Consider the following 22,311-nt stretch of genomic DNA (forward strand, 5'->3'; position numbering starts at 1 on the left):
TCTGGTTGCGCCGAAGATAGGCATTGCGCAAAGCGATTCACAGAGGGGAAAGCAGCGCACCCCCGGGGGCATTGCGCAAAGCCAAAAGCCGCGCTATCGCCGGGACATGCCCAGATTTGCCTTCAGGATCGAATATGACGGCGGCCCCTTTGCCGGGTGGCAAAGACAGGCCATCCTGCCCTCGGTGCAGGGCGCGGTGGAGGCTGCGCTGGCCCGGCTTGAACCCGGGGACCACACGATTGCCGCCGCCGGGCGGACCGATGCCGGGGTGCATGCGACGGCGCAGGTCGCCCATGCCGATCTGACGAAGGACTGGGACCCGTTCCGGCTCTCGGAGGCGCTGAACCACCATCTGCGCCCGGCTCCGGTGGCGATCACCGCCTGCGCGCGCGTCAGTGACGATTTCCACGCCCGGTTTTCCGCGCGCGAGCGGCGCTATCTGTTCCGGCTGGTCAGCCGCCGCGCCCCCGTGGTGCATGACCGCGGCAAGGTCTGGCAGGTGCAGAACCCGCTCGATGTCGCGGCGATGCGGGAAGGGGCGGCACAGCTGATCGGGCTGCACGACTTCACCACCTTCCGCGCCGCGATGTGTCAGGCGAAATCTCCGGTGAAGACGCTCGACGAAATCGCGATCACGGAAATCGCCCTGCCGAGCGGGCAGGAAGTTCGCTTCCATCTGCGCGCGCGCAGCTTCCTGCACAATCAGGTGCGCTCGATCGTCGGCACGCTGGAACGGGTGGGGGCAGGCGCCTGGGCGCCCGAGGATGTCGGCCGGGCGCTGGCCGCGCGCGACCGGGCCGCCTGCGGGCCGGTCTGTCCGCCGCAGGGGCTTTACCTTTGCGGCGTGGGCTACCCCGAAGATCCGTTTGCCTGAGTCATTCGGCGGGCAGGTCCGCGGCGCGCTCGTTGCGCTGCGCCTGCACGACCTGACATTGCAGCGCCGAAGCGGGCAGGCTTTGCGGCGCATATTCCGGCACCGCCCGCGCCACGACCGCAATCATGTCGGTCTCCGAGCCGCGGTCGATCGCCTCGCGCAGATCGCGCAGCGCCGCCGCCGTGGCCAGTTCCGACAGGTGATCTTCCCGCACCGAGATGATCTTCGGATGCGCCGTCGTCTGCGCGCCCTTGCGCACCATCAACTCCTCGTGCAGCTTTTCGCCCGGACGCAGCCCGGTGGTGACGATCTCGATATCGCCATCGGGGGTGTTCGCGTCGCGCACGGTGAAGCCCGAGGTCTCGATCAGCCGCCGCGCCAGATCGATGATCTTCACCGGCTTTCCCATGTCCAGAACGAAGACCTCGCCTCCCTCGGCGAAGGAGCCCGCCAGCAGCACCAGCCGCGAGGCCTCCTGGATCGTCATGAAATAGCGCGTCACCCGTTCGTCGGTCAGCGTCACCGGGCCGCCGCGGGCGATCTGTTCCTGAAACAGCGGCACGACCGAGCCCGAAGAGCCGAGCACATTGCCAAAGCGCACGATCGAGAACACCGTCCGCCCCGGCCGCGCCGCCAGATCCTGCACGATCAGTTCCGCCAGCCGCTTCGAGGCGCCCATCAGATTGCCCGGCCGCACCGCCTTGTCGGTGGAGACCAGAACGAAGCGCTTGACCTGCGCCTCCCGCGCCGCCCGCGCCAGCACGGCCGTGCCCAGCACATTGTTCGCCATGCCCGCCCGGGCATTGATCTCGACCAGCGGCACATGCTTGTAGGCGGCGGCATGCAGCACGATGTCGATGCCATGCCGGTCCAGCACCTGCATCACCTGCACCCGGTCGGCGATCGTGCCCAGAACCGCCACGATCTCGACACCGGTCGCCTCGGCCAGAAGCCGCATCTCGGCCTCGGCATTGTAAAGCGCCAGCTCGGAAAGTTCGTACAGCACCAGCGTCTTCGGACGGCAGACCACGACCTGACGGCACAGCTCCAGCCCGATCGAGCCCCCCGCCCCGGAAATCAGCACATTGGCATCGCGATAGGCGTTGCGGCCCGCGGTCAGCTCATGGTTGAGAGGGTCGCGGCACAAAAGCCCCGCGGTGCCCGCCGGGCGCATCAGGTCAAGCAGTTCCTGACCGCCGTGGATCTGGGTGAAGGCGGGCAGGCTGTGCACCTGCAGCCCCAGCTTTTCCAGCCGTTGCGACAGGAAGGTCTGCTTGTCGCTCGAGACCGAGGGCATCGCCAGAATGACCTGATTGATCTTGTATTGCTCGATCACCCGCGCCGCGTGAACGCCGGAATGGATCGGCACGCCGTTCATCGTCATGCCCGCCAGCGTGGCGTTGTCGTCCAGAAAGGCGCAGACGACGAAATCGTCGCTGTTGCGCAATTCGCGCGCCAAGGCCATGCCGGTGCGGCCCGCGCCATAGATCGCCACGCGCGAGAGGGTGCGGGAATTGCGATAGATCGCCGTCAGGATCCGCGTCAGCGCCAGCCGGGTGAAGAAGAAGGCGGTGAAATAGAGCAGGCCGAAGACCACATGCAGCCCGGGCGATTGCTCGACCGCGGCCAGGTCCGATTGCACCGCCGAGGTGATCGCCAGCGCCGAGGCGAGGATCGCCGAGCGCACCACCGCCTCGCCCTGATATTCGCGCAGCTTGATCCGCGACAGGCCCAGAAGGCCGCTCAGCACCCCGGCTTCGGCGATCAGCAGCGGCTGCTCCAGCGCATGCGCCCGCAAAAGCGGCAAAAGGGCGGTGCCCTCGTTCAGCAGCACCAGCGCAAGGCAAAAGCTCAGCGGCACCAGCATCAGATCGATCGCCATCAGGATCGAGGACTTCTGCCTGCGGCTGAGCGAGATAATGGACTTCAAGAGCACCGCCAGCCCCGCTCCGAGATATGTATTGCGACTGCAGCATACCCTGTGCCCGGTTTCGGTCAACGGGATGCATCCAAAATCAGCGGCTTGTCGCTAAACCATTGCAAAAAGGACGCGCCATCGGCGGCAATCAGCTTATCATCCGTGCAATGGTGCGCCCGATCAGCCGCAAATCGAGGCAGACCGAGGCGTGACGCGCATAAATCAGATCCAGTTTCGCCTTGGCCGGGATGCAGATGCGGCAATAGAGGCGGTCGGTCTCCTCGGCGCTGCGCGAGCGCGCCAGCAGCCATTCCTCGTGCCGGTGATAATGGATCGAGGCCAGCCCGGTCACGCCGGGGCGGGATTTCAGCACCTCGGCATAGATCCCGGGGAAGCGCTCGACATAGGAGCGCAGCGGCGGACGCGGCCCGACGAAGCTGATGTCGCCGCGCAGGATGTTCCAGAGCTGCGGCAGCTCATCAAGCCGGAAGCGGCGCAGCAGCCGGCCGACCGGGGTGATCCGCCCGGCCTTGTCGCCGCCCGAGACGCCCGCATCGGTGGCGACCACGGTCATGGTGCGGAATTTCCACAGCCGAAAGGCGGTGTCGGGCGTCTTCATCCGCTCGGCGGCATAGAAATAGGGGCGGCCCTGGGTCAGCGCCAGCGCCGCCAGAACCAGCAGGCCCAGCAGCCCAATCACCGGCAGGATCAGCAGCGCAAAGCCGATGTCAAACAGTCGTTTCGTCAGGCTCATGCCCGTCCCTCCTCGAACCGCAGATCGGCGATCAGCCCCGCCGCGGTGACCGGCAGATCGGGCACGAGGCCCAGCGCCAGCGCCCGATCGACCGCAAGCTCCACCGAGGCGATCGCCTCGGGCGGGGCCGGATCGGCCTGCCAACTTTCCCCCGCCGCGCGCAACAGCGCCTCCATGCCCACGGCCCCGGGCAGCGCCAGATTGATCACCCCGGGCAGCGTCGCCCCGCCGCCCGCCGCCAGCCGCACCAGCCGCGCCAGCGCCCGCGCCAGCGCCTGCGGCCCGATGTAGCTGCGCCGCGGTGCAAGCCCGTCGGCAAAAACATGCAGCCGCCGCCCGCCCGGCGGCGCGGCCTGCCCCAAAAGCGCATCCGCCCCGGCGACATTGCCGATCCGCAGCACCACCGCGCCGGGCCGCCCGGCAGCCACCGCCTCCATCGCCACCTTGGCGCGGCCGTAGTCCGAGACCGGCGCGGGCGCGTCCTCCTCGTGGCAAAGCCGCCCGGCAGGCCGACCATAGACCGCCGCCGAAGAGGCCAGCAAGACCGGCCGCCCCCCGGCCCGGTCGAGCACCGCCGCCGCCAGATCGCGATGCGCCGCCATCTCCGCCGCCGTGCCCCGGGTCGGACCGGCCAGCAGCAGCACCGCCGCGGCCGACGCCACCGCGCGGGCCAGCGCCTCGGGCTCGGCCAGCGGATCGAACACCACCGTCGGGCCGCCGAAAGCGGCGAAATCCTCGGGCCTGCGCGCCTGCCACACCGTCTGCGGCGCGACGCCGCCGGACAGGCTCCAGACCCGGCGCAGCAACCCGCCCAGCCGCCCGGATCCGCCCAGAACAAGCAGGCGCGGAAACTCTGGCTTGAGGTTTGATCTGAATGACCGCATAGACTTGGCTGCCGTGGATCTGCTGACTCGTCGCTGCAACGAGCCTTAGCATCCGATGCGCGGCGCGGAAACGGGGGAACGTGAATGGCTTCGAAACCGGGACTCATCGTCGCCGTGATGCTGGCTGTGGCCGCTTCGGGCTGCACCTTGCCGCGCGGCGCGGCGATGCAAAGCGAGATCCTGAAGAACGCCTCCGACAAGACCCCGGAGTTTTCGCATTACCCGGTGGATTCGAAACTGCTTGCCGAGCTGCCGCACTGGCCCTCGGGCAAGGCCGCGTCGCACCGGCGGTCCTGGATCAAGGGCGGCAGCGGCGGCGCCGGGCAGGTTCTGGCGGCGGGCGACACGGTGTCGCTGGCGATCTGGGAAGGCGGGCAGAACAAGCTTCTGACCAGCGAGGGCGCCCCCACGACGCAGATCGCCCCCACCACCGTCTCGAACAGCGGCCAGATCTTCGTGCCCTATGTCGGCGCGGTGAAGGTCTCGGGGCTCAGCGTCGAGGCGGCGCGCGAAAAGGTGCAGCAATCGGTTACCGCGCTGATCCCCGAGGCGCAGGTGCAACTGGCCGCGACGCCCGGCAAGGGCAATGCCGTCTCGCTGATCGGCGGCGTGTCGAGCCCGGGCACGATCCCGCTGATCGACCGCTCGCTGACCGTGCTGGGCGCGATTTCCGAAGCGGGCGGCGTGCAATCCTCGATCGAGAACCCGCAGCTGCGGCTTTACCGCGGCGGCAAGGTTTATGAAACCTCGTTGCAACGCGTGCTGGACGATCCGGCGCTGGATGCCGGGCTGCGGCCGGGCGACAAGCTGATGGTGCTCAAGGACGATCGCAGCTTCCTCGCGCTCGGCGCCTCGGGGGTGGAAAAGATCATCGCCTTCCCGAAAGATCATGTGAATGCGCTTGAGGCGGTGACGCTGGCGGGCGGCATCAGCGACACCCGCGCCAACCCCAAGGGCGTGCTGATCTTGCGCGAATATCCGGCCAGCGCGGTGCGCAGCGAGGCGACGCAGGGGCCGCAGAATGCCCGGGTGGTGTTCTCGATGGATCTGACCTCTTCCGAGGGGCTGTTCTCGGCGCAGAATTTCGAGGTGCAGTCGAATGACCTCGTGCTGGCCACCGAAAGCCCGCTGGTCAACACCCGGACGATCCTGGGGCTCTTCGGCTCGACGCTGGGTCTGGCGCGGACGGCGGACACGATCACGAACTGATCCCCTGTCCCCGATACAATCCGGTCTCTGGACCTTTGGGCGCGGCTGTGGCTAGGGTCGCGGCCGACAAAGGAGACCGTCATGGCATTCGGAACGAATATCCGCACCTGGTTCGAGGGACGCTGGCACGAGGGCGACGTCGCCGTCATGCGCGCGGCCGATCACGGCATCTGGCAGGGCTCGTCGGTGTTCGACGGCGCGCGGCTGTTCGACGGGCTTGTGCCCGATCTTGACCTGCATTGCGCGCGGGTGAACCGCTCCGCCGCGGCGCTGATGATCACGCCGACGATCGATCCCGCCGAGATGGTCGAGATCGCCCGCGAAGGCCTGCGCAAATATGCGAAAGGCGCGGCGGTCTATGTGCGGCCGATGTATTGGGCGCTCGACGGCTCCGATCTGGGCGTGGCCCCGCAGGAGGGCGCGACGGGTTTCGCGCTTTGTCTGGAAGAGGTGCCGATGCCGCCCGCCGACAGGGCGACGACGCTGACGACAACGCAATTCCGCCGCCCGGTGCTCGCTGACAACGTCTGCAACGCCAAGGCGGGCTGTCTTTATCCCAACAACGCCCGGATGCTGGTCGAGGCCAAGCGCAAGGGCTTCGGCAATGCGCTGGTGCAGGACGCGATGGGCAATGTCGCGGAATCGGCGACGGCGAACGTTTTCATCGTGAAGGACGGCGTGGTGCTGACGCCGGTTGCGAATGGCACCTTCCTTGCGGGCATCACCCGGGCGCGGCACATGGCGAACCTGCGCGCCGCCGGGGTCGAGGTGCGCGAAGCCGTGCTGACGCTCGAGGACGTGCGGGCGGCGGACGAGGTGTTCCTGTCGGGCAACTTCGGCAAGGTAACGCCGGTGACGGGCTTTGAGGACGTGACCTATGCCCATGGCCCGATGACGAAACGCATCCGCGAGATCTACATGGACTGGGCGCTTTCGTCGCCGCTTTGAGCCAGTTGCCAAAGGGTCCGGTTCCGGTCCATGATGGCCGCAATCCGGAGGACAGGATGCGCAAGTTTCTCGTGGTGCTGGACCAGACCCGCGAATGTCTGAATGCGATGCGCTATGCCGCGATGCGGGCGGCGCATACGGGCGGGGGCGTCACCATCCTGTCGGTGATCCCGCCCGATGATTACCAGCACTGGATCGGCGTCGCGGAAATCATGCGTGCCGAAGCCCGCGAAACCATCACCGCGCATTTCGAGGTCTTCGCGAAATGGATGCGCGACAAGCAGGGGGTGAACCCCGATCTGGTGATCCGCGAGGGCGATCCGGTGACGGAGATCATGGCGCTGGTGCGCGAAGACCCGGAAATCGGCGTGCTGGTGCTGGGCGCGGGGACGGAAAAATCCGGCCCCGGCCCGCTGGTGACGCAGCTGTCGCGCAGCTCTGGCAGCCTGCCGATCCCGCTCACCATCGTTCCGGGCGACATGTCCAAGGAACGGCTGGAATCGATCACCTAAGCCGCCAATCTTGACGGTTTCGGTCGCCAAGCGCATATAGACCGCAAGCCAAGGAGGCGCCCGATGTTCATCCAGACCGAGACCACCCCGAACCCCGCCACGCTGAAATTCCTGCCGGGCCTTGACGTGATGCCCGAGGGGGTCGCGGATTTCACCTCTGCCGAGGCCGCGCAGGTCTCGCCGCTGGCGGGGCGGATCTTCCGCGTCGCAGGCGTCAAGGCGGTGTTTCTGGGATCTGATTTCGTCACCGTGACGAAGGACGAGGCCACCGAATGGGCCCATGCCCGCCCCGCGATCATGGGCGCGATCATGGAACATTACCAGTCGGGCCAGCCGGTGCTGATGGGCGCGGCCGCGGGCGGCCACACCGAGGGCAGCGCCGACACCGGCGAAGACGGGGCGATCATCACCCAGATCAAGGAATTGCTGGATACAAGGGTGCGCCCGGCGGTGGCGCGCGACGGCGGCGACATCACCTTCCACGGCTTTGAAAAGGGTGTCGTCTATCTGCACATGCAGGGCGCCTGCGCCGGTTGCCCGTCCTCCACCTACACGCTGAAGATGGGGATCGAGAACCTGCTGCGCCACTACATCCCGGAAGTGAGCGAGGTCCGCGCCGTTGCGCAGTGAGCCGCTCGTTCTGGGCTTTGATACCTCGGCCGCGCATTGCGCGGCCGCTTTGGTTCGGGGCGACACGGTTCTGGCCGCCAGCGCCGAGGATATGGCCAAGGGGCAGGCCGAACGGCTGATGCCGCTGCTGGAAGAGCTGCTGGCCGAGGCGGGTCTGGGCTGGCACGATCTGGCCGCGATCGGCGTCGGCACGGGCCCCGGCAATTTCACCGGCGTGCGGATCTCCGTCGCCGCCGCCCGCGGTCTGGCGCTGGGGCTGGGCATCCCGGCGGTGGGCGTTTCGGTCTTCGAGGCGCTGGCTCAGGGTGCCCCGCGCCCGGTCGCGGTGGCCCTCGATGCGCGGCGCGACGAGGCCTATGCGCAGCTCTTCCCCGCGACGGGCGCCGAGGCGCCGACCCTGACCCCCGCCGCCGATCTGGCGCAGGCTCTGGCCGGGGTTCCGGTGATCGGCCTTGCCCTGCCCCATTCGGCGCCGCTTGCCCCCTGCCATCCGCTGGCCGTGGCGGTGGCGCTGGTCGCGGCCTCGAGATGCGGCACGCCGCAGCCCCGGCCCGCGCCGCTTTACCTGCGCGGCGCCGATGCCGCGCCGCCCTCGGACCCGCCGCCGGTGATTCTCGACTGATGACCCCCGAAGCCCTGGCCGATCTGCATGCGCGCTGCTTCACCACGCCCCGGCCGTGGTCGGCGACGGAATTTGCCGATTTTCTGGGCTCTCGCTTCTGTTTCCTGCTGACCGAACCGGCCGGTTTCCTGCTTGGCCGGGTGATCGCCGACGAGGCCGAACTGCTGACCGTCGCCGTCGATCCGGCGGCGCGGCGGCAGGGCATGGGGGCGCGGCTTCTGGCCGGCTTTGCCGCCACCGCAAGGGCCCGCGGCGCCACCACCGCCTTTCTGGAAGTCGCCGCCGGAAACACCCCGGCGCAGGCGCTCTACCGGCAGGCGGGCTGGGTCGAGGCCGGGCGGCGCAAGCGCTATTACCACGCCCCCGACGGCACCGCCGAAGACGCGCTGGTGCTGGGATGCGACCTGTCGCGCGGCTGAGGCCGTGCCGCGAAGTCCCCCTTGACCCCCTGCCCCGGTTCTGGCCCTATCGGCAGCGGGTTGCCCATCCTCGCCGGGCGGACCAGAACGGACAGAGGCCGCCAGAACCGGCGGCCATAGTCGACAGGAGAGATGTCATGAAGAACGTTTTGCTGGGAACCGTCGCTTTCCTCGCGGTGGCTGCGGTCGGTGGGTATGTCCTCGTCCTCAAGCCCGGAGCGTCTTCCGCCCCGCAACCCGCCCCCGCGGCCGCCGCCCCGGCTGCCCCGGCAGCGGATGCCACCGCCGCGGCCGGTCCGGCGCTGATCTTCGATCTGGGCGGCAAGTTCGACAAATCCTTCAACGAAGCCGCCTTCAACGGCGCGCAGAAATGGGCGGCCGAGACCGGCGCGACCTTCAAGGAACTGGAAATGCAGTCGGAGGCCCAGCGCGAACAGGCGCTGCGCCGCTTCGCCGAGGCGGGCGCGAACCCGATCGCGATGACCGGCTTCGCCTTTGGCGACGTGCTCAACACCGTCGCCCCGGACTATCCGAACACGAAATTCGTCATCGTCGATGCGGTCGTCGATCAGCCCAACGTGCGCTCGGTGGTGTTTCAGGAAGAACAGGGTTCGTATCTGGTCGGCATGATGGCGGCGATGGCCTCGAAGACCGGCACCGTGGGCTTTGTCGGCGGCATGGACATCCCGCTGATCCGCAAGTTCGAATGCGGCTATGCGCAGGGCGCGAAAGCGGCGAAACCCGAGATCAAGGTCGTCTACAACATGACCGGCACCACCCCCGCCGCCTGGAACGACCCGGTGAAGGGCTCGGAGCTGACCAAGGCGCAGATCGCGCAGGGCGCCGACGTGGTCTTTGCCGCCGCGGGCTCGACCGGGCTTGGCATCCTGCAGACCGCCGCGGATGAAAACATCCTCGGCATCGGCGTCGACAGCAACCAGAACTTCCTGCACCCGGGCAAGGTCCTGACCTCGATGATCAAGCGCGTCGACGTGACGATCTATGACGCGTTCAAGGAAGGCGCCGCGATGCAGACCGGCACCGTCGTCGCCGGGCTGAAGGACGAGGGCATCGGCTATGCGCTCGATGAACACAACGCCAAGCTGGTGACGCCCGAGATGAAGGCCGCGGTCGATGCCGCCGCCGAAAAGATCAAGTCGGGCGAGATCAAGGTGCATGACTACATGACGGACAACACCTGCCCGGTGAACTGATGGCATCGGCCACCGACACGGGGCGGCAGGCAACTGCCGCCCCCGCGGCCGGGCCGCCTGCGATCGAGCTGCGGGGGATTTCGAAATCCTTCGGCGCGGTGCAGGCGAACCGGGACATTTCGATCCGCGTGCGGCCGGGCACGATCCACGGCATCGTCGGCGAGAACGGCGCGGGCAAATCGACGCTGATGTCGATCCTTTACGGCTTTTACCGCGCCGATGCGGGCGAAATCCTGATCGACGGCCGCCCGACCGAGATTCCCGACAGCCAGGCGGCGATCCGCGCGGGCATCGGGATGGTGTTCCAGCATTTCAAGCTGGTGCCGAACTTCTCGGTGCTGGAAAACGTCATCCTGGGCGCCGAAGACGGCGCGCTGTTGCGCCCCTCGCTCGCCAAGGCGCGGAAAACGCTGGCCGATCTGGCGCGGGACTACGACCTTGACGTCGATCCCGAGGCGCTGGTCGAAGAGCTTTCCGTGGGCCACCAGCAGCGCGTCGAGATCCTCAAGGCGCTTTATCGCCACGCCGACATTCTCATTCTGGACGAGCCGACCGGGGTTCTGACCCCGGACGAGGCCGACCATCTGTTTCGCATCCTGCGCGGGCTGAAGGCGCAGGGCAAGACGATCCTTCTGATCACCCACAAGCTGCGCGAGATCATGGAGATCACCGACGAAGTCTCGGTGATGCGCCGCGGCGAGATCGTGGCGACCGTGACGACGGCAAAGACCAGCCCCGAACAGCTGGCCGAGCTGATGGTGGGCCGCAAGGTGCTGTTGCATGTGCCCAAGGGCTCCGCCCATCCGGGGCGCGAGGTGCTGCGCATCGAGGATCTGCGCGTCACCGATGCGCAGGGCGTGGCGCGGCTCAAGGGCGTCAGCCTGACGATCCGCGCGGGCGAGATCCTCGGCATCGCGGGGGTGGCGGGCAACGGCCAGTCGGAATTGTTGCAGGTGCTGGGCGGTTTCGCCAGGGGCAGGGTCAGCGGCACGATCGCGGTGGACGGGCAACAGATCCCCGCCGCGGGCAAGGGCGCGACCGGCCAGACGCGGCGGCAGATCGGGATCGCGCATGTGCCCGAGGATCGCCACCACCTCGGCCTGATCCTTGATTTCACGGCCTGGGAAAATGTCGCCTTCGGCTATCAGGCGGCGCCGGACTATCAGGCGCATGGGCTGTTCATGGACAATGACGCCATCCTGCGCGACACCCGGGGCAAGATGGACCGCTTCGACGTGCGCCCGCCCGATCCCATGTTGCCCGCGAAAAGCTTTTCCGGCGGCAATCAACAGAAAATCGTGCTGGCCCGCGAGATCGAGCGCAATCCGGTGCTGCTGCTGGTCGGTCAGCCGACGCGCGGGGTCGATATCGGCGCCATCGAATTCATCCACCGCCGCATCGTCGCGCTGCGCGACGCGGGGGCGGCGGTGCTGCTGGTCTCGGTCGAACTGGATGAAATCCTGTCGCTCTCGGACCGCATCGCGGTGATGTTCGACGGCCAGATCATGGGCGAACGCCTGCCCGCCGAGACGAACGAACGCGAGCTGGGCCTCTTGATGGCCGGGGTCGCCAGCACCGCGGGGGCCGCGTGATGGAGAAACTTCCGGCCTGGGCCGATCTGGTGCTGGTGCCGTTGATTTCGCTTTTGCTGGCGGCGCTGATCTCGGCGCTGGTGGTGCTGGGCATCGGCGGCGACCCGATCGAGGCGGTCTCGGTGATGGTCAAGGGCGCGCTTGGCTCCGCCTATGGCTGGGGCTACACGCTTTACTACACCACGTCTTTCATCTTCACCGGGCTTGCGGTCACCGTCGCCTATCACGCCAGCCAGTTCAACATCGGCGGCGAGGGACAGGCGCAGCTGGGCGGCCTTGGCGTCGCGCTGGTGCTTCTGGCGGTCGACTGGCCGCATTGGTCGGTGGCGCTGCTTGCGGCAAGCCTCGGCGCGGCGGCTTTCGGCGCGGCCTGGGCGGCGATCCCGGCCTGGCTGCAGGCGAAACGCGGCAGCCATATCGTCATCACCACGATCATGTTCAACTACATCGCCGCGGCGCTGATCGTCTATCTGCTGGTCGAGGTGCTGCGCCCGGTAGGCCAGATGGACCCGGCCACGGCGCGGTTTCCGGCCGCAGCGCATCTGCCAAGCTTCGGCGAGATCCCGGGCCTGTCGCTGATCTTCTCGAAACAGGTGCCCGCGAATATCAGCTTCTTTCTGGCGCTCGCGGCCTGTTTTGCGGTCTGGGCGCTGTTGTGGCGGACCCGGCTGGGCTATGAGATCCGCGCCTTCGGCAAATCCGAAAGCGCCGCGGTCTATGCCGGGATCTCGCCGACCCGGGTCATCCTTGTCTCGATGCTGATTTCGGGCGCGCTGGCCGGGCTGATGGCGGTCAACAACGTCATGGGCGAGGCCGAACGGCTGATGCAGAACGCCTCCGAAGGGGCCGGGTTCATCGGCATCGCGGTGGCGCTGATGGGGCGCAACCACCCGCTGGGGGTGTTTCTGGCGGCGCTGCTGTTCGGCGTCCTCTATCAGGGCGGCGCCGAGATGGGGCTTTGGACCAATATCCCGATCGAGCTGCGCACGCTGTTGCAGGGGCTCGTGATCCTCTTCACCGGTGCGCTCGATACGATGGTGCGGATGATGCTGGTGCCCGCCTTCCGGCTGGTCGCGGCCAGACGCATCGGGGGGGCCGCGTGATGGACTACATGACGCTGATCGAGATTCTCGGCTCGACGCTGCGCCTTGGCACGCCCTTGCTGCTCGCCTGCATCGCCGGGCTTTATTCCGAACGCGCGGGCATTTTCGACATCGGGCTGGAAGGCAAGATGCTGATGGCCGCGATGGCCTCGGGCGCGGTGGCGGCGCTGAGCGGCTCGGCCTGGATCGGGCTGGGCGCGGGCATCCTTGCGTCGCTCCTTTTCGCGGCGATCCATGGGCTGGCCTCGATCACCTTCCGCGGCAACCAGCTGATTTCCGGGGTGGCGCTGAACTTCGTCGCCTCGGGCGCGACGATCCTGATCGCGCAGACGCTGTTCGGACAGGGCGGCCGCACGCCGCCGCTGACGGGCGAGGCCCGGTTCGGCCCCATCACCCTGCCCTTTGCCGAGGCGCTCTCGGGCGTGCCTTTCCTTGGCCCCTTCTATGGCCGGGTGATCTCGGGACAGTCGCTGCTGGTCTATCTGGCGCTGGCCACCGTGCCGCTGACCTGGTGGCTTCTCTATCGCACCCGCTTCGGGCTGCGGCTGCGCGCGGTGGGCGAAAACCCGGAATCCGTCGATACCGCCGGGGTTTCGGTGGTGCGGCTGCGCTATACCGCCGTCGCGCTGACCGGGGTTCTGTGCGGCATTGCCGGGGCCTATATGGCGACATCCCTGCAGGCGGGCTTCGGCCGCGAGATGACCGCGGGGCGCGGCTATATCGCCTTGGCCGCGCTGATCTTTGCGAAATGGCGGCCGTGGCAGGCGCTGTGGGCGACGATGCTGTTCGGCTTCCTGCAGGCGCTCGCGCTGCGCCCCGACGTGATCGACGCCGCGCTGCCCGGCAGCCTGACCATCCCGGTCTCGTTCCTTGACGCGCTGCCCTATATCCTGACCGTGATCGTGCTGGCGGGCTTCGTCGGCCGCGCCATCCCCCCCCGTGCCGGAGGCCAACCCTATGTCAAAGAGCGCTGAACTTGCCGATCTGATCCGCGCCCGCGCCGGGGCGGAGCCGCCCGCGATCGGGCTGATCCTCGGCTCGGGCCTTGGTCACATCGCCGAAGAAGTCGAGGGCATCTTCATCGATTACGCCGAGCTGCCGGGCTTTCCCCATGCGGGGGTCTCGGGGCACAATCCGAAGCTGGTGATCGGCCAGCTTGAGGGCGTGCGCGTCGCGGTCTTCGGCGGGCGGGTGCATTACTACGAACACGGCAACCCGGCCGAGATGCGGCTGCCGCTGGAAATCCTGCGCGATCTGGGCTGTTCCGAAGTGCTGCTGACCAATGCCGCGGGCTCGTTGCGCGACGACATCGGGCCGGGCGATCTGATGGCGCTCTGCGATCACATCAATTTCGCCGGGGTGAACCCGCTGATCGGCGAGCCCACCGAGGCCCGCTTCGTGCCGATGACCGAAGCTTACGATCCGCAGCTGCGCGCCGCGCTGCAAACCGCCGCCACGGCCGAGGGCATCGCGCTGCCCGAGGGCGTCTATTGCTGGTTTTCGGGCCCGTCCTTCGAGACCCCGGCCGAGATCCGCGCCGCGAAAATCCTCGGCGCCGATGCGGTCGGCATGTCGACCGTGCCCGAGGTGATCCTGGCCCGTTTCCTCGGCCTGCGGGTGGCTGCGGTGTCGATCGTCACCAACATGGGCGCGGGGCTGTCCTCCGAGGCGATCAGCCATGACCACACCAAGGCGATGGCCCCGCTTGGCGCGGCGAAATTCGAACGCATCCTGCGACGGTTCCTGCGGTCTCGATAACGTTACGGCAAGCCCCTCTTGCTACGCTTTGCCGCACGGGGCATGGTGGGGCAACCAAGCCGTCGGACACCCATGCAGATCTACCTCCCCATCGCCGAGGTATCGGTCAACCTCTTCCTGTTGCTGGGTCTGGGCGGCCTTGTCGGGCTGCTGTCCGGCCTTTTCGGCGTCGGCGGCGGCTTCATCATCACGCCGCTTTTGTTCTTCATCGGCATTCCGCCCACCGTCGCCGTGGCCACGGGGGCCAATCAGGTCGTCGCCTCCTCGGTCTCGGGGGTGCTGGCGCAGTTCCGGCGCAAGGCGGTCGATGTGCCGATGGGGATGGTGCTGCAGGCGGGGGGGATCCTCGGCTCGGGGCTTGGCATCCTTGTCTTCAACTGGCTGACCCGATTGGGGCAGGTCGATCTGGCGGTGCAGCTGGCCTATGTCGTGTTTCTGGGCGGCATCGGGGCGATGATGCTGCAGGAATCGATCCGTGCCCTGCGCCGCGCCAATCGCCCCGGGGCGGTGCGGCCCCGCGATCAAAGCCGCAAGCTGGTGCACCGGCTGCCCTTCAAGATGCGGTTTCGCACCTCGGGGCTGTACATCTCGGTCATTCCGCCCTTCGTCATCGGCATGGCCGTCGGCGTGCTGGCCGCGGTGATGGGGGTGGGCGGCGGCTTCATCATGGTGCCCGCGATGATCTACCTGCTCGGCATGCCGACCAAGGTGGTGATCGGCACCTCGCTGTTTCAGATCCTGATCGTCTCGGCCTTCACCACGCTCTTGCATGCGATCACCAACCAGTCGGTCGATGTGATGCTGGCGCTTTTGCTGATCGTCGGCGGCGTCGTCGGCGCGCAGATCGGCACCCGCCTTGGCGCGAAGCTGAAGGCGGAACAGCTGCGCATCCTGCTGGCGCTGCTGGTGCTGGCCGTCGCGCTGAAACTTGGCCTTGATCTGGTCTTGCCGCCCTCCGAGCTTTACAGCCTGCAGACGGGGGCCTCGCGATGATCCTGCGCGCGCTCCTGCTGCTGCTCCTGCTGACCCTGCCCGCCCGGGCCGAGCGGGTCGTGGCGGGCATCAGCGCCGACAATATCGGCATCACCACCGCCTTTGACGGCTCTTCGATCCTGATCTTCGGCGCGGTGAAACGCGCCGCCCCCGAGCCCGACGGCCCGCTGGGCGTCATCGTCACCCTGGAAGGCCCGCCGCAAAAGGTCACCGTCCGGCGCAAGACCCGCGAGATGGGGATCTGGGTCAACAGCGACAAGATGGTGATCGACTCGGTGCCCAGCTTCTATGCCGTCGCCTCCTCGGCGCCGCTCGACCGCATCCTGGCGCCCGAGACGGATGCGAAGGAACGCATTTCCGTGCCCGTCGCGGTGGAGGCCTATGCCGGGCCGCTCGGCCGCAGCGACGGCCGCCCCTTCGCCGAGGCGCTGTTGCGGCTGCGCGCGGGGTCGGGGGCCTATACGGTTTCGGAACGCGCGGTGACGCTGGCGGCGGACACGCTGTTTCGGGCCGATTTCGACCTGCCCGCGAACCTGATCGAGGGCGATTACACCGCCCGCATGTATCTTCTGCGCGAGGGCCGGGTGATCGACCAGACCTGGGCGCCGATCAAGGTGCGCCGGATCGGGCTGGAACGCTTCACCTATGTCCTGTCGCGCGAACAGCCGCTGGCCTATGGGCTTCTGTCGCTGGGGCTGGCGATCTTTGCGGGCTGGGCGGCGGCGGCGGCGTTCCGGCTGATCCGCAATTCCTGACCGTTTCGGAACGCCCTGCCTTCAGAACGCCCTGAACGTCATCGTCGTCAGGGTGCGGGCGATGCCCTCGATGCCGAACAGCTTTTCGTTCAGCCAATGGCCGACATCGGCCTCTTCCGGGATATAGACCTTGGCGATCAGGTCGAACTCGCCCGAGGTGGAATAAAGCTCGCTCACCACCTCGCGTTCATAGATGGCATCGGCCACGGCATAGGTCTTGCCGGGCTGGCAACGGAACTGGACGAAAACGCAACGCATCGCGGGCCTCCATGGGGCGGGGCAGATTGGGGTTGCAGCCAGATTAGGCGCGGACGCCGGAAAGGAAAAGCCTCACTCTTCCTCGGGGGCAAGCGTCAGCGCCGCGGCGGCACTGGGCAGATCGTCGATGCCCAAGGGCGCCGAGGGCCGCGCCAGCATCGACTTGGTGATCCACAAGAGCCGGTGTTCCGCCCGGGTGATCGCCACATAAGCGAGCCGCTTCCACAGCGCGATCCCGGCCTCGCTGCGCCCGGTGCGGAAGGCAGCATAGATGTCGGGGGCGAAGACCTGCACATCGGGCCATTGGCTGCCCTGCGCCTTGTGGATGGTGACGGCGGCGCCATGCAGGAAGGTCGCCCCCATCCGCGCGGCAAAGGGGATGAAGGGCTCTTCCTCGTCCGGCATCTCGATCTTCACGATCGAGGCGGCGGACAGCCGCGGATCCTCGGCGCCGATCACATGCAGCCGCGAAAAGCCGGGCTTGCGGCCGGGACCAAGATAGATCACTTGCGCCCCCTTGATCAGACCGCGGGCCTCAAGGTCGATACGCTTCTTGCGATGCTTGAGCGGCAATTCGATCCCGTCGCAGATCAGCGGTTCCCCGGGCAACAGCGCATCGGCGGGGGCGCCATGGGCATTGCGGAAGGCCTGAATGAGCCGGATGCGGGTGGCATTGCGCCAGACCAGCACCGGCGAGCGCGCCATCAGATCGCTTTCCACCCGCTCGGCCCGGACCACCCGCGGATCGCGCCGCGCCGCCTCTTCGACCATCCGCTCAAAAGTGTAGAAATCAAGGCTCTCGTCGGCCAAGGCATGGGCCAGATCGAGGATCGGGTTGTCATCGGCCTGCCGGTGGATGCGGTGCAGCGCATGCACCGAAGCCTCGGGCAGGCGTTCGAAACTCATGTGGCCGGACTGGTTCACCGGCGCGAGCTGCGCCGGATCGCCAAACAGAACCAGCGTCGGGAAGATCTCCTTCAGATCGTCGAACTGGCGTTCGTCCAGCATCGAGGCTTCATCGACAAAACCGATGTCGAGCGGGTCTTCGCGCCGCTTCCAGCCCGAGATGAAATCCGACCCGCGCAGCCCCGCCGCGGCCAAGGCCCCGGGGATCGACTTGTTGGTCTCGTAGAACGCCTTCGCCCGGTCGAGCGCCAGATCGGTCAGCCCCTCGATGCGCAACAGGTCGAGGTTCGGCCGCTCGCCCTGCCCCGCCAGCCATTCCGCGATCGCCTCATATTCCGGATGATAGACGGGGGTATAAAGGATGCGGTGAATGGTGGTCGCGGGCACGCCGCGCGAACGCAGGACGGAAGCCGCCTTGTTCGTCGGCGCCAGGATCGCCAGCGTGCGCCGGTCCTTGCGCCGCTTGCCCTCCCAATCGCCCGAGACAAGCTCGACCCCCGTGGCCTCCAGCGCCTTGTAAAGCTCGGCCAAAAGCAGGGTCTTGCCCGAGCCCGCCTTGCCGATCACCGCCATCACCGAGGGCTCGCCGCCCTCGGGCATCACCGTGCCATCGACAAGATCGACCCCCGCGCGTTCCAGCGCAGCAGCGACGGCATCCCAGGCTTCGGCCTGATCTTCGGAAAAGGTGACGGTGGCAGGCAGGCTCATGGCCGCGACCCTACACGGCACGCCCGGCTTTCGAAAGGCACGAAATCACCCGCGGTGGGAGCCTCCGGCGGAGGTATTTGACGCAAGATGAATGGGGCTTGTTTCATCTTGCCCCAAATACCTCGGGGTGAGACGGGATCGAGCAAGCGTCCAGGGAACGCTTGCCCCGTCGAACGGGCTGCCCGTGGCAGCCCTGGGGGGCAGCGCCCCCGCTTCCACGGCTCAGGCCGCGACCGTCTCCGGGGTCGCAAGCGCAACGATGTCCATCATGATCCGGTTCAGTTCGAAATCCTTCGGCGTATAGACCCGGGCCACGCCCATTTCCTTGAGCTTGACCGCATCTTCCTCGGGGATGATGCCGCCGACGCAGACCGGAATATGGTCAAGCCCCGCCGCGCGCATCCGTTCCATCACCTCGGAGATCAGCGGCAGATGCGAGCCCGACAGGATCGAGAGGCCGATCACATGTACCTCTTCGGCGGCGGCCTGGGTCACGATCTGCTCGGGCGTCAGGCGGATGCCCTCGTAGGTGATGTCCATCCCGCAATCGCGGGCGCGGAAGGCGATCTGCTCGGCGCCGTTGCTATGCCCGTCAAGCCCCGGCTTGCCGACCAGGAATTTCAGCCGCCGCCCCAGTTTCGACGACACCGCATCGACCGCGGCGCGGATGTCATCGAGCCCCTCGGTCCGGTTCGACGGGCTGCGCGAGACCCCGGTGGGCCCGCGATATTCGCCATGCACGGCGCGCATCACCCCCGCCCATTCGCCGGTCGTCGCCCCGGCCTTCGCCGCCGCGATCGAGGCCGGCATGATGTTCTTGCCCGCCGCCGCATCGGCACGCAGCTGTTCCAGCGCCACCGCCACCGCCACCGCATCGCGCGACGCCCGCCAGGCCTGCAGCCGGGCAATCTGATCGGCCTCCACCGCCGGATCGACAGTCATGATGCCGCCATCCGACCCCACCAGCGGCGAGGGCTCGGCCTCGGTCCAGCGGTTCACGCCCACGATCGTGGTCTCGCCGGTCTCGATATTGCCGACGCGGGCGGCGTTGCTGTCGACCAGACGCGCCTTCATGTAATCGATCGCGGCAATCGCGCCCCCCATCGCATCGAGGGTTTCGAGCTCCTGCCGCGCCCCCGCCTTCAGGCTTTCGACCTTCGCCGTCACCACCGGATTGCCGTCGAACAGATCGCCATATTCCAGCAGGTCGGTCTCATAGGCCATGATCTGCTGCATGCGCAGCGACCATTGCTGATCCCAGGGCCGCGGCAGGCCCAGCGCCTCGTTCCAGGCGGGCAGCTGCACCGCCCGCGCGCGGGCATTCTTCGACAGCGTCACGGCAAGCATCTCGATCAGGATGCGGTAGACGTTGTTTTCCGGCTGCTGCTCGGTCAGGCCCAGGCTGTTCACCTGCACGCCGTAGCGGAAGCGGCGGTATTTTTCCTCGGCGATGCCGTAGCGCTCGCGGCAGATCTCGTCCCACAGCTCGGTGAAGGCGCGCATCTTGCACAGCTCGGTGACGAAGCGGATCCCCGCGTTCACGAAGAAGGAAATCCGCCCCACCATCGCCGGGAATTCCGCCGCCGGAACCTTGCCCTTGAGGTCATCGAGCACCGCAATGCCGGTGGCCAGCGCAAAGGCCAGCTCCTGTTCCGGCGTCGCCCCCGCTTCCTGCAGGTGATAGGAACAGACGTTCATCGGGTTCCATTTCGGCAGGTTCTGCGCCGTATAGGCCGCGACGTCGGTGATCATCGTCAGGGACGGTTTCGGCGGGCAGATATAGGTGCCGCGCGACAGATATTCCTTGACCAGATCGTTCTGCACCGTGCCCTGCAGCTTCGAAACATCGGCGCCCTGCTCCTCGGCCACCGCGATGTAAAGCGAGAGCAGCCACGGCGCCGGGGCGTTGATCGTCATCGAGGTGTTCATCTGCTCGAGCGGGATCTGGTCAAAGAGCGTGCGCATGTCGCCCAGATGGCAGACCGGCACGCCGACCTTGCCCACCTCGCCGCGCGCCAGCACGTGGTCGCTGTCATAGCCCGTCTGCGTCGGCAGATCGAAGGCCACCGACAGACCCGTCTGCCCCTTGGCCAGGTTGGTGCGATAAAGCGCGTTCGACTTCGCCGCCGTCGAGTGACCCGCATAGGTGCGGAACAGCCAGGGGTGATCCTTCTTGGGCTTCATCGTCTCGGTCATGGCGGCCTCCGGCGTCGATTCTGGTTTCGCAAGAATGTTGCTTTGAAAGACCTGATAGGCGAAAGAATGTGTCCCTGTCAATTCGCCGCAGTGCGGCAAGATGCGGACGGAAAATCTGCGCGGCCTTGCAACACGGCGCTTGCCGCCGATCACGTTTCTATCATCCTTGCCGCGATGGCGCGTTAGGCCATCCACACAGGGGGACGAACATGTTGCACAAAAGACTTGTGACTGCGCTGGCCTTTGCGGCCGTCGTGGGGTCGATTGCCTCGCCGGGTTGGGCGTTGAACCGTCATGTGACGGTCGTGAACAACACCGGGTTCACCATGGTGAAATTCTACGGCTCGAACACCGGCTCCGAAAATTGGGAGGAAGACATTCTCGGCGAGGACGTGCTGCCCTCGGGCGCGTCGGTCGACATCAATTTCGACGACGACTCGGGCTATTGCAAGTTCGACTTCAAGGCGGTCTTCGAAGACGGCGACGAGCTGGTGCGCCAGAACGTGAACGTCTGCGAAGTCAGCACCTTCACTTACAACTGAGCCCTCGGGCCCCGGCGGCCGCGCCCTGGGTGCGGCCGTCTGTCTCGATAATGCTGCGCCCGCTCGGTCATAAAATTACAAAAACCTAACGTCACCAATTGCATTGTTGCGTAGCCAAGTTTATTTACTCCTCGGACCCCGCGCTGATTCTGCACCGCGGCGAAAACAGGAGACGCTGATGGCCCTCGATCAGAACACCGGCATCGCGCCTTATGAGGCGCCCGAGAAAGACCTTTACGAAATCGGCGAGATGCCGCCGCTCGGCTATGTGCCGAAGAACATGTACGCCTGGGCGATCCGCCGCGAGCGTCACGGCGAGCCCGAGCAGTCGTTTCAGGTCGAGGTCGTGCCGACCTGGGAGATCGACAGCCACGAGGTGCTGGTGCTGGTGATGGCCGCGGGCGTGAACTACAATGGCGTCTGGGCGGGGCTTGGCGTGCCGATCTCGCCGTTTGACGGCCACAAGCAGCCCTATCACATCGCGGGCTCGGATGCGTCGGGGATCGTCTGGAAGGTCGGTTCCAAGGTCAAGGGCTGGAAGGTCGGCGACGAGGTGGTGATCCACTGCAACCAGGACGACGGCGACGACGAGGAATGCAACGGCGGCGATCCGATGTTCTCGCCCAGCCAGCGGATCTGGGGTTACGAAACCCATGACGGCAGTTTCGCCCAGTTCACCCGGGTGCAGGCGCAGCAGCTGATGCGGCGTCCGCAGCACCTGACCTGGGAGGAATCGGCCTGCTACACGCTGACGCTGGCCACCGCCTACCGGATGCTGTTCGGCCATGCGCCGCATGACCTGCAGCCCGGTCAGAACGTGCTGGTCTGGGGCGCTTCGGGCGGGCTGGGCAGCTATGCGATCCAGCTGATCAACGCGGCGGGCGGCAATGCGATCGGGGTGATCTCGGACGAGGACAAGCGCGAGTTTGTCATGGGGCTGGGTGCCAAGGGCGTGATCAACCGCAAGGATTTCAAGTGCTGGGGCCAGCTGCCCAAGGTCAACACGCCGGAATACAACGACTGGCTGAAAGAGGCGCGCAAGTTCGGCAAGGCGATCTGGGACATCACCGGCAAGGGCGTGAACGTCGACATGGTGTTCGAGCATCCGGGCGAAGCGACCTTCCCGGTCAGCTCGCTTGTCTGCAAAAAGGGCGGCATGGTGGTGATCTGCGCCGGCACCTCGGGCTTCAACTGCACCTTTGACGTGCGCTACATGTGGATGCACCAGAAGCGTCTGCAGGGCAGCCACTTCGCGCATCTGAAGCAGGCGGCCTCGGCGAACCGGCTGATGCTGGAACGGCGGCTCGACCCCTGCATGTCCGAGGTCTTCCCCTGGGCCGAAATCCCCAAGGCGCATACGAAAATGCTGCGCAACCAGCACAAGCCGGGCAACATGGCGGTGCTGGTGCAGGCGCCCACGACCGGACTGCGCACGTTTGAGGACGCGCTGGAAGCCGGTCCGAAAGCATAAGTTTCCTCCGAAACGCTTGTGAAACCCGCGCCCCCCGTGGCGCGG

The 22,311-nt window shown here is 66.9% G+C and carries 22 protein-coding genes; 16 read left to right on the plus strand and 6 right to left on the minus strand.

Going from position 1 to position 22,311, the window contains the following annotated elements; genetic code table 11:
* Positions 1-106: 106 nt before the first annotated feature.
* Positions 107-874: a tRNA pseudouridine(38-40) synthase TruA gene (gene truA / locus LY44_RS02200; RefSeq protein ID WP_055213225.1), complete on the plus strand. Its 768-nt coding sequence runs from the start codon at positions 107-109 to the stop codon at positions 872-874.
* A 1-nt stretch (position 875) separates the two neighbouring features.
* Here truA and LY44_RS02205 read toward each other — a convergent pair whose 3' ends face one another.
* The 3 genes from LY44_RS02205 to LY44_RS02215 form a co-directional block, all read right to left on the minus strand.
* Entirely contained in the window at positions 876-2,810 is a 1,935-nt protein-coding gene (locus tag LY44_RS02205; protein ID WP_223230705.1) for a polysaccharide biosynthesis protein, read from the minus strand.
* A gap of 130 nt (positions 2,811-2,940) precedes the next feature.
* A complete protein-coding gene (locus LY44_RS02210; RefSeq protein ID WP_055213223.1) occupies positions 2,941-3,546 on the minus strand; it encodes a sugar transferase in 606 nt (201 codons plus the stop codon).
* Positions 3,543-4,430, minus strand: coding sequence for an NAD-dependent epimerase/dehydratase family protein (locus LY44_RS02215; protein WP_065118439.1), 888 nt, complete (start codon positions 4,428-4,430; stop codon positions 3,543-3,545). Before LY44_RS02215 ends, LY44_RS02210 begins: the two co-directional genes overlap by 4 nt.
* Before the next feature lie 84 nt (positions 4,431-4,514).
* On the opposite strand from LY44_RS02215, the gene LY44_RS02220 reads away from it, so the two are divergent.
* The 13 genes from LY44_RS02220 (at position 4,515) to LY44_RS02280 (ending at position 16,185) form a co-directional block, all read left to right on the plus strand.
* Positions 4,515-5,639: a polysaccharide biosynthesis/export family protein gene (locus tag LY44_RS02220; protein WP_055213220.1), complete on the plus strand. Its 1,125-nt coding sequence runs from the start codon at positions 4,515-4,517 to the stop codon at positions 5,637-5,639.
* 81 nt (positions 5,640-5,720) lie between these two features.
* The gene (locus LY44_RS02225; RefSeq protein WP_055213218.1) at positions 5,721-6,587 is read left to right on the plus strand and encodes a branched-chain amino acid aminotransferase; all 867 of its coding nucleotides are present in this window, start codon (positions 5,721-5,723) and stop codon (positions 6,585-6,587) included.
* 56 nt (positions 6,588-6,643) lie between these two features.
* Positions 6,644-7,099 (plus strand): universal stress protein, encoded by a 456-nt coding sequence (locus LY44_RS02230; protein WP_055213217.1) that lies wholly within the window; start codon positions 6,644-6,646, stop codon positions 7,097-7,099.
* A gap of 63 nt (positions 7,100-7,162) precedes the next feature.
* Positions 7,163-7,729 (plus strand): NifU family protein, encoded by a 567-nt coding sequence (locus LY44_RS02235; protein WP_055213215.1) that lies wholly within the window; start codon positions 7,163-7,165, stop codon positions 7,727-7,729.
* Complete coding sequence (gene tsaB, locus LY44_RS02240; RefSeq protein ID WP_055213214.1) at positions 7,719-8,351, plus strand: tRNA (adenosine(37)-N6)-threonylcarbamoyltransferase complex dimerization subunit type 1 TsaB; 633 nt, start codon at positions 7,719-7,721, stop codon at positions 8,349-8,351. Before LY44_RS02235 ends, tsaB begins: the two co-directional genes overlap by 11 nt.
* Positions 8,351-8,770 (plus strand): ribosomal protein S18-alanine N-acetyltransferase, encoded by a 420-nt coding sequence (gene rimI, locus LY44_RS02245; protein ID WP_055213213.1) that lies wholly within the window; start codon positions 8,351-8,353, stop codon positions 8,768-8,770. Before tsaB ends, rimI begins: the two co-directional genes overlap by 1 nt.
* A 137-nt stretch (positions 8,771-8,907) precedes the next feature.
* Positions 8,908-9,984, plus strand: coding sequence for a BMP family lipoprotein (locus LY44_RS02250; RefSeq protein WP_055213211.1), 1,077 nt, complete (start codon positions 8,908-8,910; stop codon positions 9,982-9,984).
* Positions 9,984-11,576, plus strand: a complete 1,593-nt coding sequence (locus LY44_RS02255; RefSeq protein ID WP_055213210.1) for an ABC transporter ATP-binding protein — start codon at positions 9,984-9,986, stop codon at positions 11,574-11,576. The genes LY44_RS02250 and LY44_RS02255 overlap by 1 nt, the downstream gene beginning before the upstream one ends.
* Complete coding sequence (locus LY44_RS02260) at positions 11,576-12,679, plus strand: ABC transporter permease (RefSeq protein ID WP_055213208.1); 1,104 nt, start codon at positions 11,576-11,578, stop codon at positions 12,677-12,679. Before LY44_RS02255 ends, LY44_RS02260 begins: the two co-directional genes overlap by 1 nt.
* Positions 12,679-13,653 (plus strand): ABC transporter permease, encoded by a 975-nt coding sequence (locus LY44_RS02265; RefSeq protein WP_055213206.1) that lies wholly within the window; start codon positions 12,679-12,681, stop codon positions 13,651-13,653. The genes LY44_RS02260 and LY44_RS02265 overlap by 1 nt, the downstream gene beginning before the upstream one ends.
* On the plus strand, positions 13,637-14,437 hold the full coding sequence (locus LY44_RS02270; protein WP_055213204.1) for a purine-nucleoside phosphorylase: 801 nt from the start codon (positions 13,637-13,639) through the stop codon (positions 14,435-14,437). The genes LY44_RS02265 and LY44_RS02270 overlap by 17 nt, the downstream gene beginning before the upstream one ends.
* 72 nt (positions 14,438-14,509) lie before the next feature.
* A complete protein-coding gene (locus tag LY44_RS02275) occupies positions 14,510-15,430 on the plus strand; it encodes a sulfite exporter TauE/SafE family protein (protein ID WP_055213202.1) in 921 nt (306 codons plus the stop codon).
* Positions 15,427-16,185, plus strand: coding sequence for a TIGR02186 family protein (locus LY44_RS02280; RefSeq protein ID WP_055213200.1), 759 nt, complete (start codon positions 15,427-15,429; stop codon positions 16,183-16,185). The genes LY44_RS02275 and LY44_RS02280 overlap by 4 nt, the downstream gene beginning before the upstream one ends.
* Before the next feature lie 21 nt (positions 16,186-16,206).
* On the opposite strand, the gene LY44_RS02285 is transcribed toward LY44_RS02280, so the two are convergent.
* The 3 genes from LY44_RS02285 to LY44_RS02295 form a co-directional block, all read right to left on the minus strand.
* Positions 16,207-16,443 carry an Lrp/AsnC family transcriptional regulator gene (locus tag LY44_RS02285; protein ID WP_055213199.1) on the minus strand — a complete coding sequence of 79 codons (237 nt, stop codon included), beginning with the start codon at positions 16,441-16,443 and terminating at the stop codon, positions 16,207-16,209.
* A 72-nt stretch (positions 16,444-16,515) separates the two neighbouring features.
* Positions 16,516-18,057, minus strand: coding sequence for an ATP-dependent DNA helicase (locus LY44_RS02290; protein ID WP_055213197.1), 1,542 nt, complete (start codon positions 18,055-18,057; stop codon positions 16,516-16,518).
* A 222-nt stretch (positions 18,058-18,279) separates the two neighbouring features.
* Entirely contained in the window at positions 18,280-20,253 is a 1,974-nt protein-coding gene (locus LY44_RS02295) for a protein meaA (protein WP_173644539.1), read from the minus strand.
* Between the two features lie 209 nt (positions 20,254-20,462).
* Between LY44_RS02295 and LY44_RS02300 the strand changes: the two genes are divergently transcribed.
* Entirely contained in the window at positions 20,463-20,795 is a 333-nt protein-coding gene (locus LY44_RS02300) for a hypothetical protein (RefSeq protein WP_055213196.1), read from the plus strand.
* Positions 20,796-20,973: 178 nt separating this feature from the next.
* A complete protein-coding gene (gene ccrA, locus LY44_RS02305; protein WP_055213194.1) occupies positions 20,974-22,266 on the plus strand; it encodes a crotonyl-CoA carboxylase/reductase in 1,293 nt (430 codons plus the stop codon).
* Positions 22,267-22,311 lie beyond the last annotated feature (45 nt).

The sequence above is a fragment of the Rhodobacter capsulatus genome (assembly GCF_003254295.1).
GTDB classification, from domain to species: domain Bacteria; phylum Pseudomonadota; class Alphaproteobacteria; order Rhodobacterales; family Rhodobacteraceae; genus Rhodobacter; species Rhodobacter capsulatus.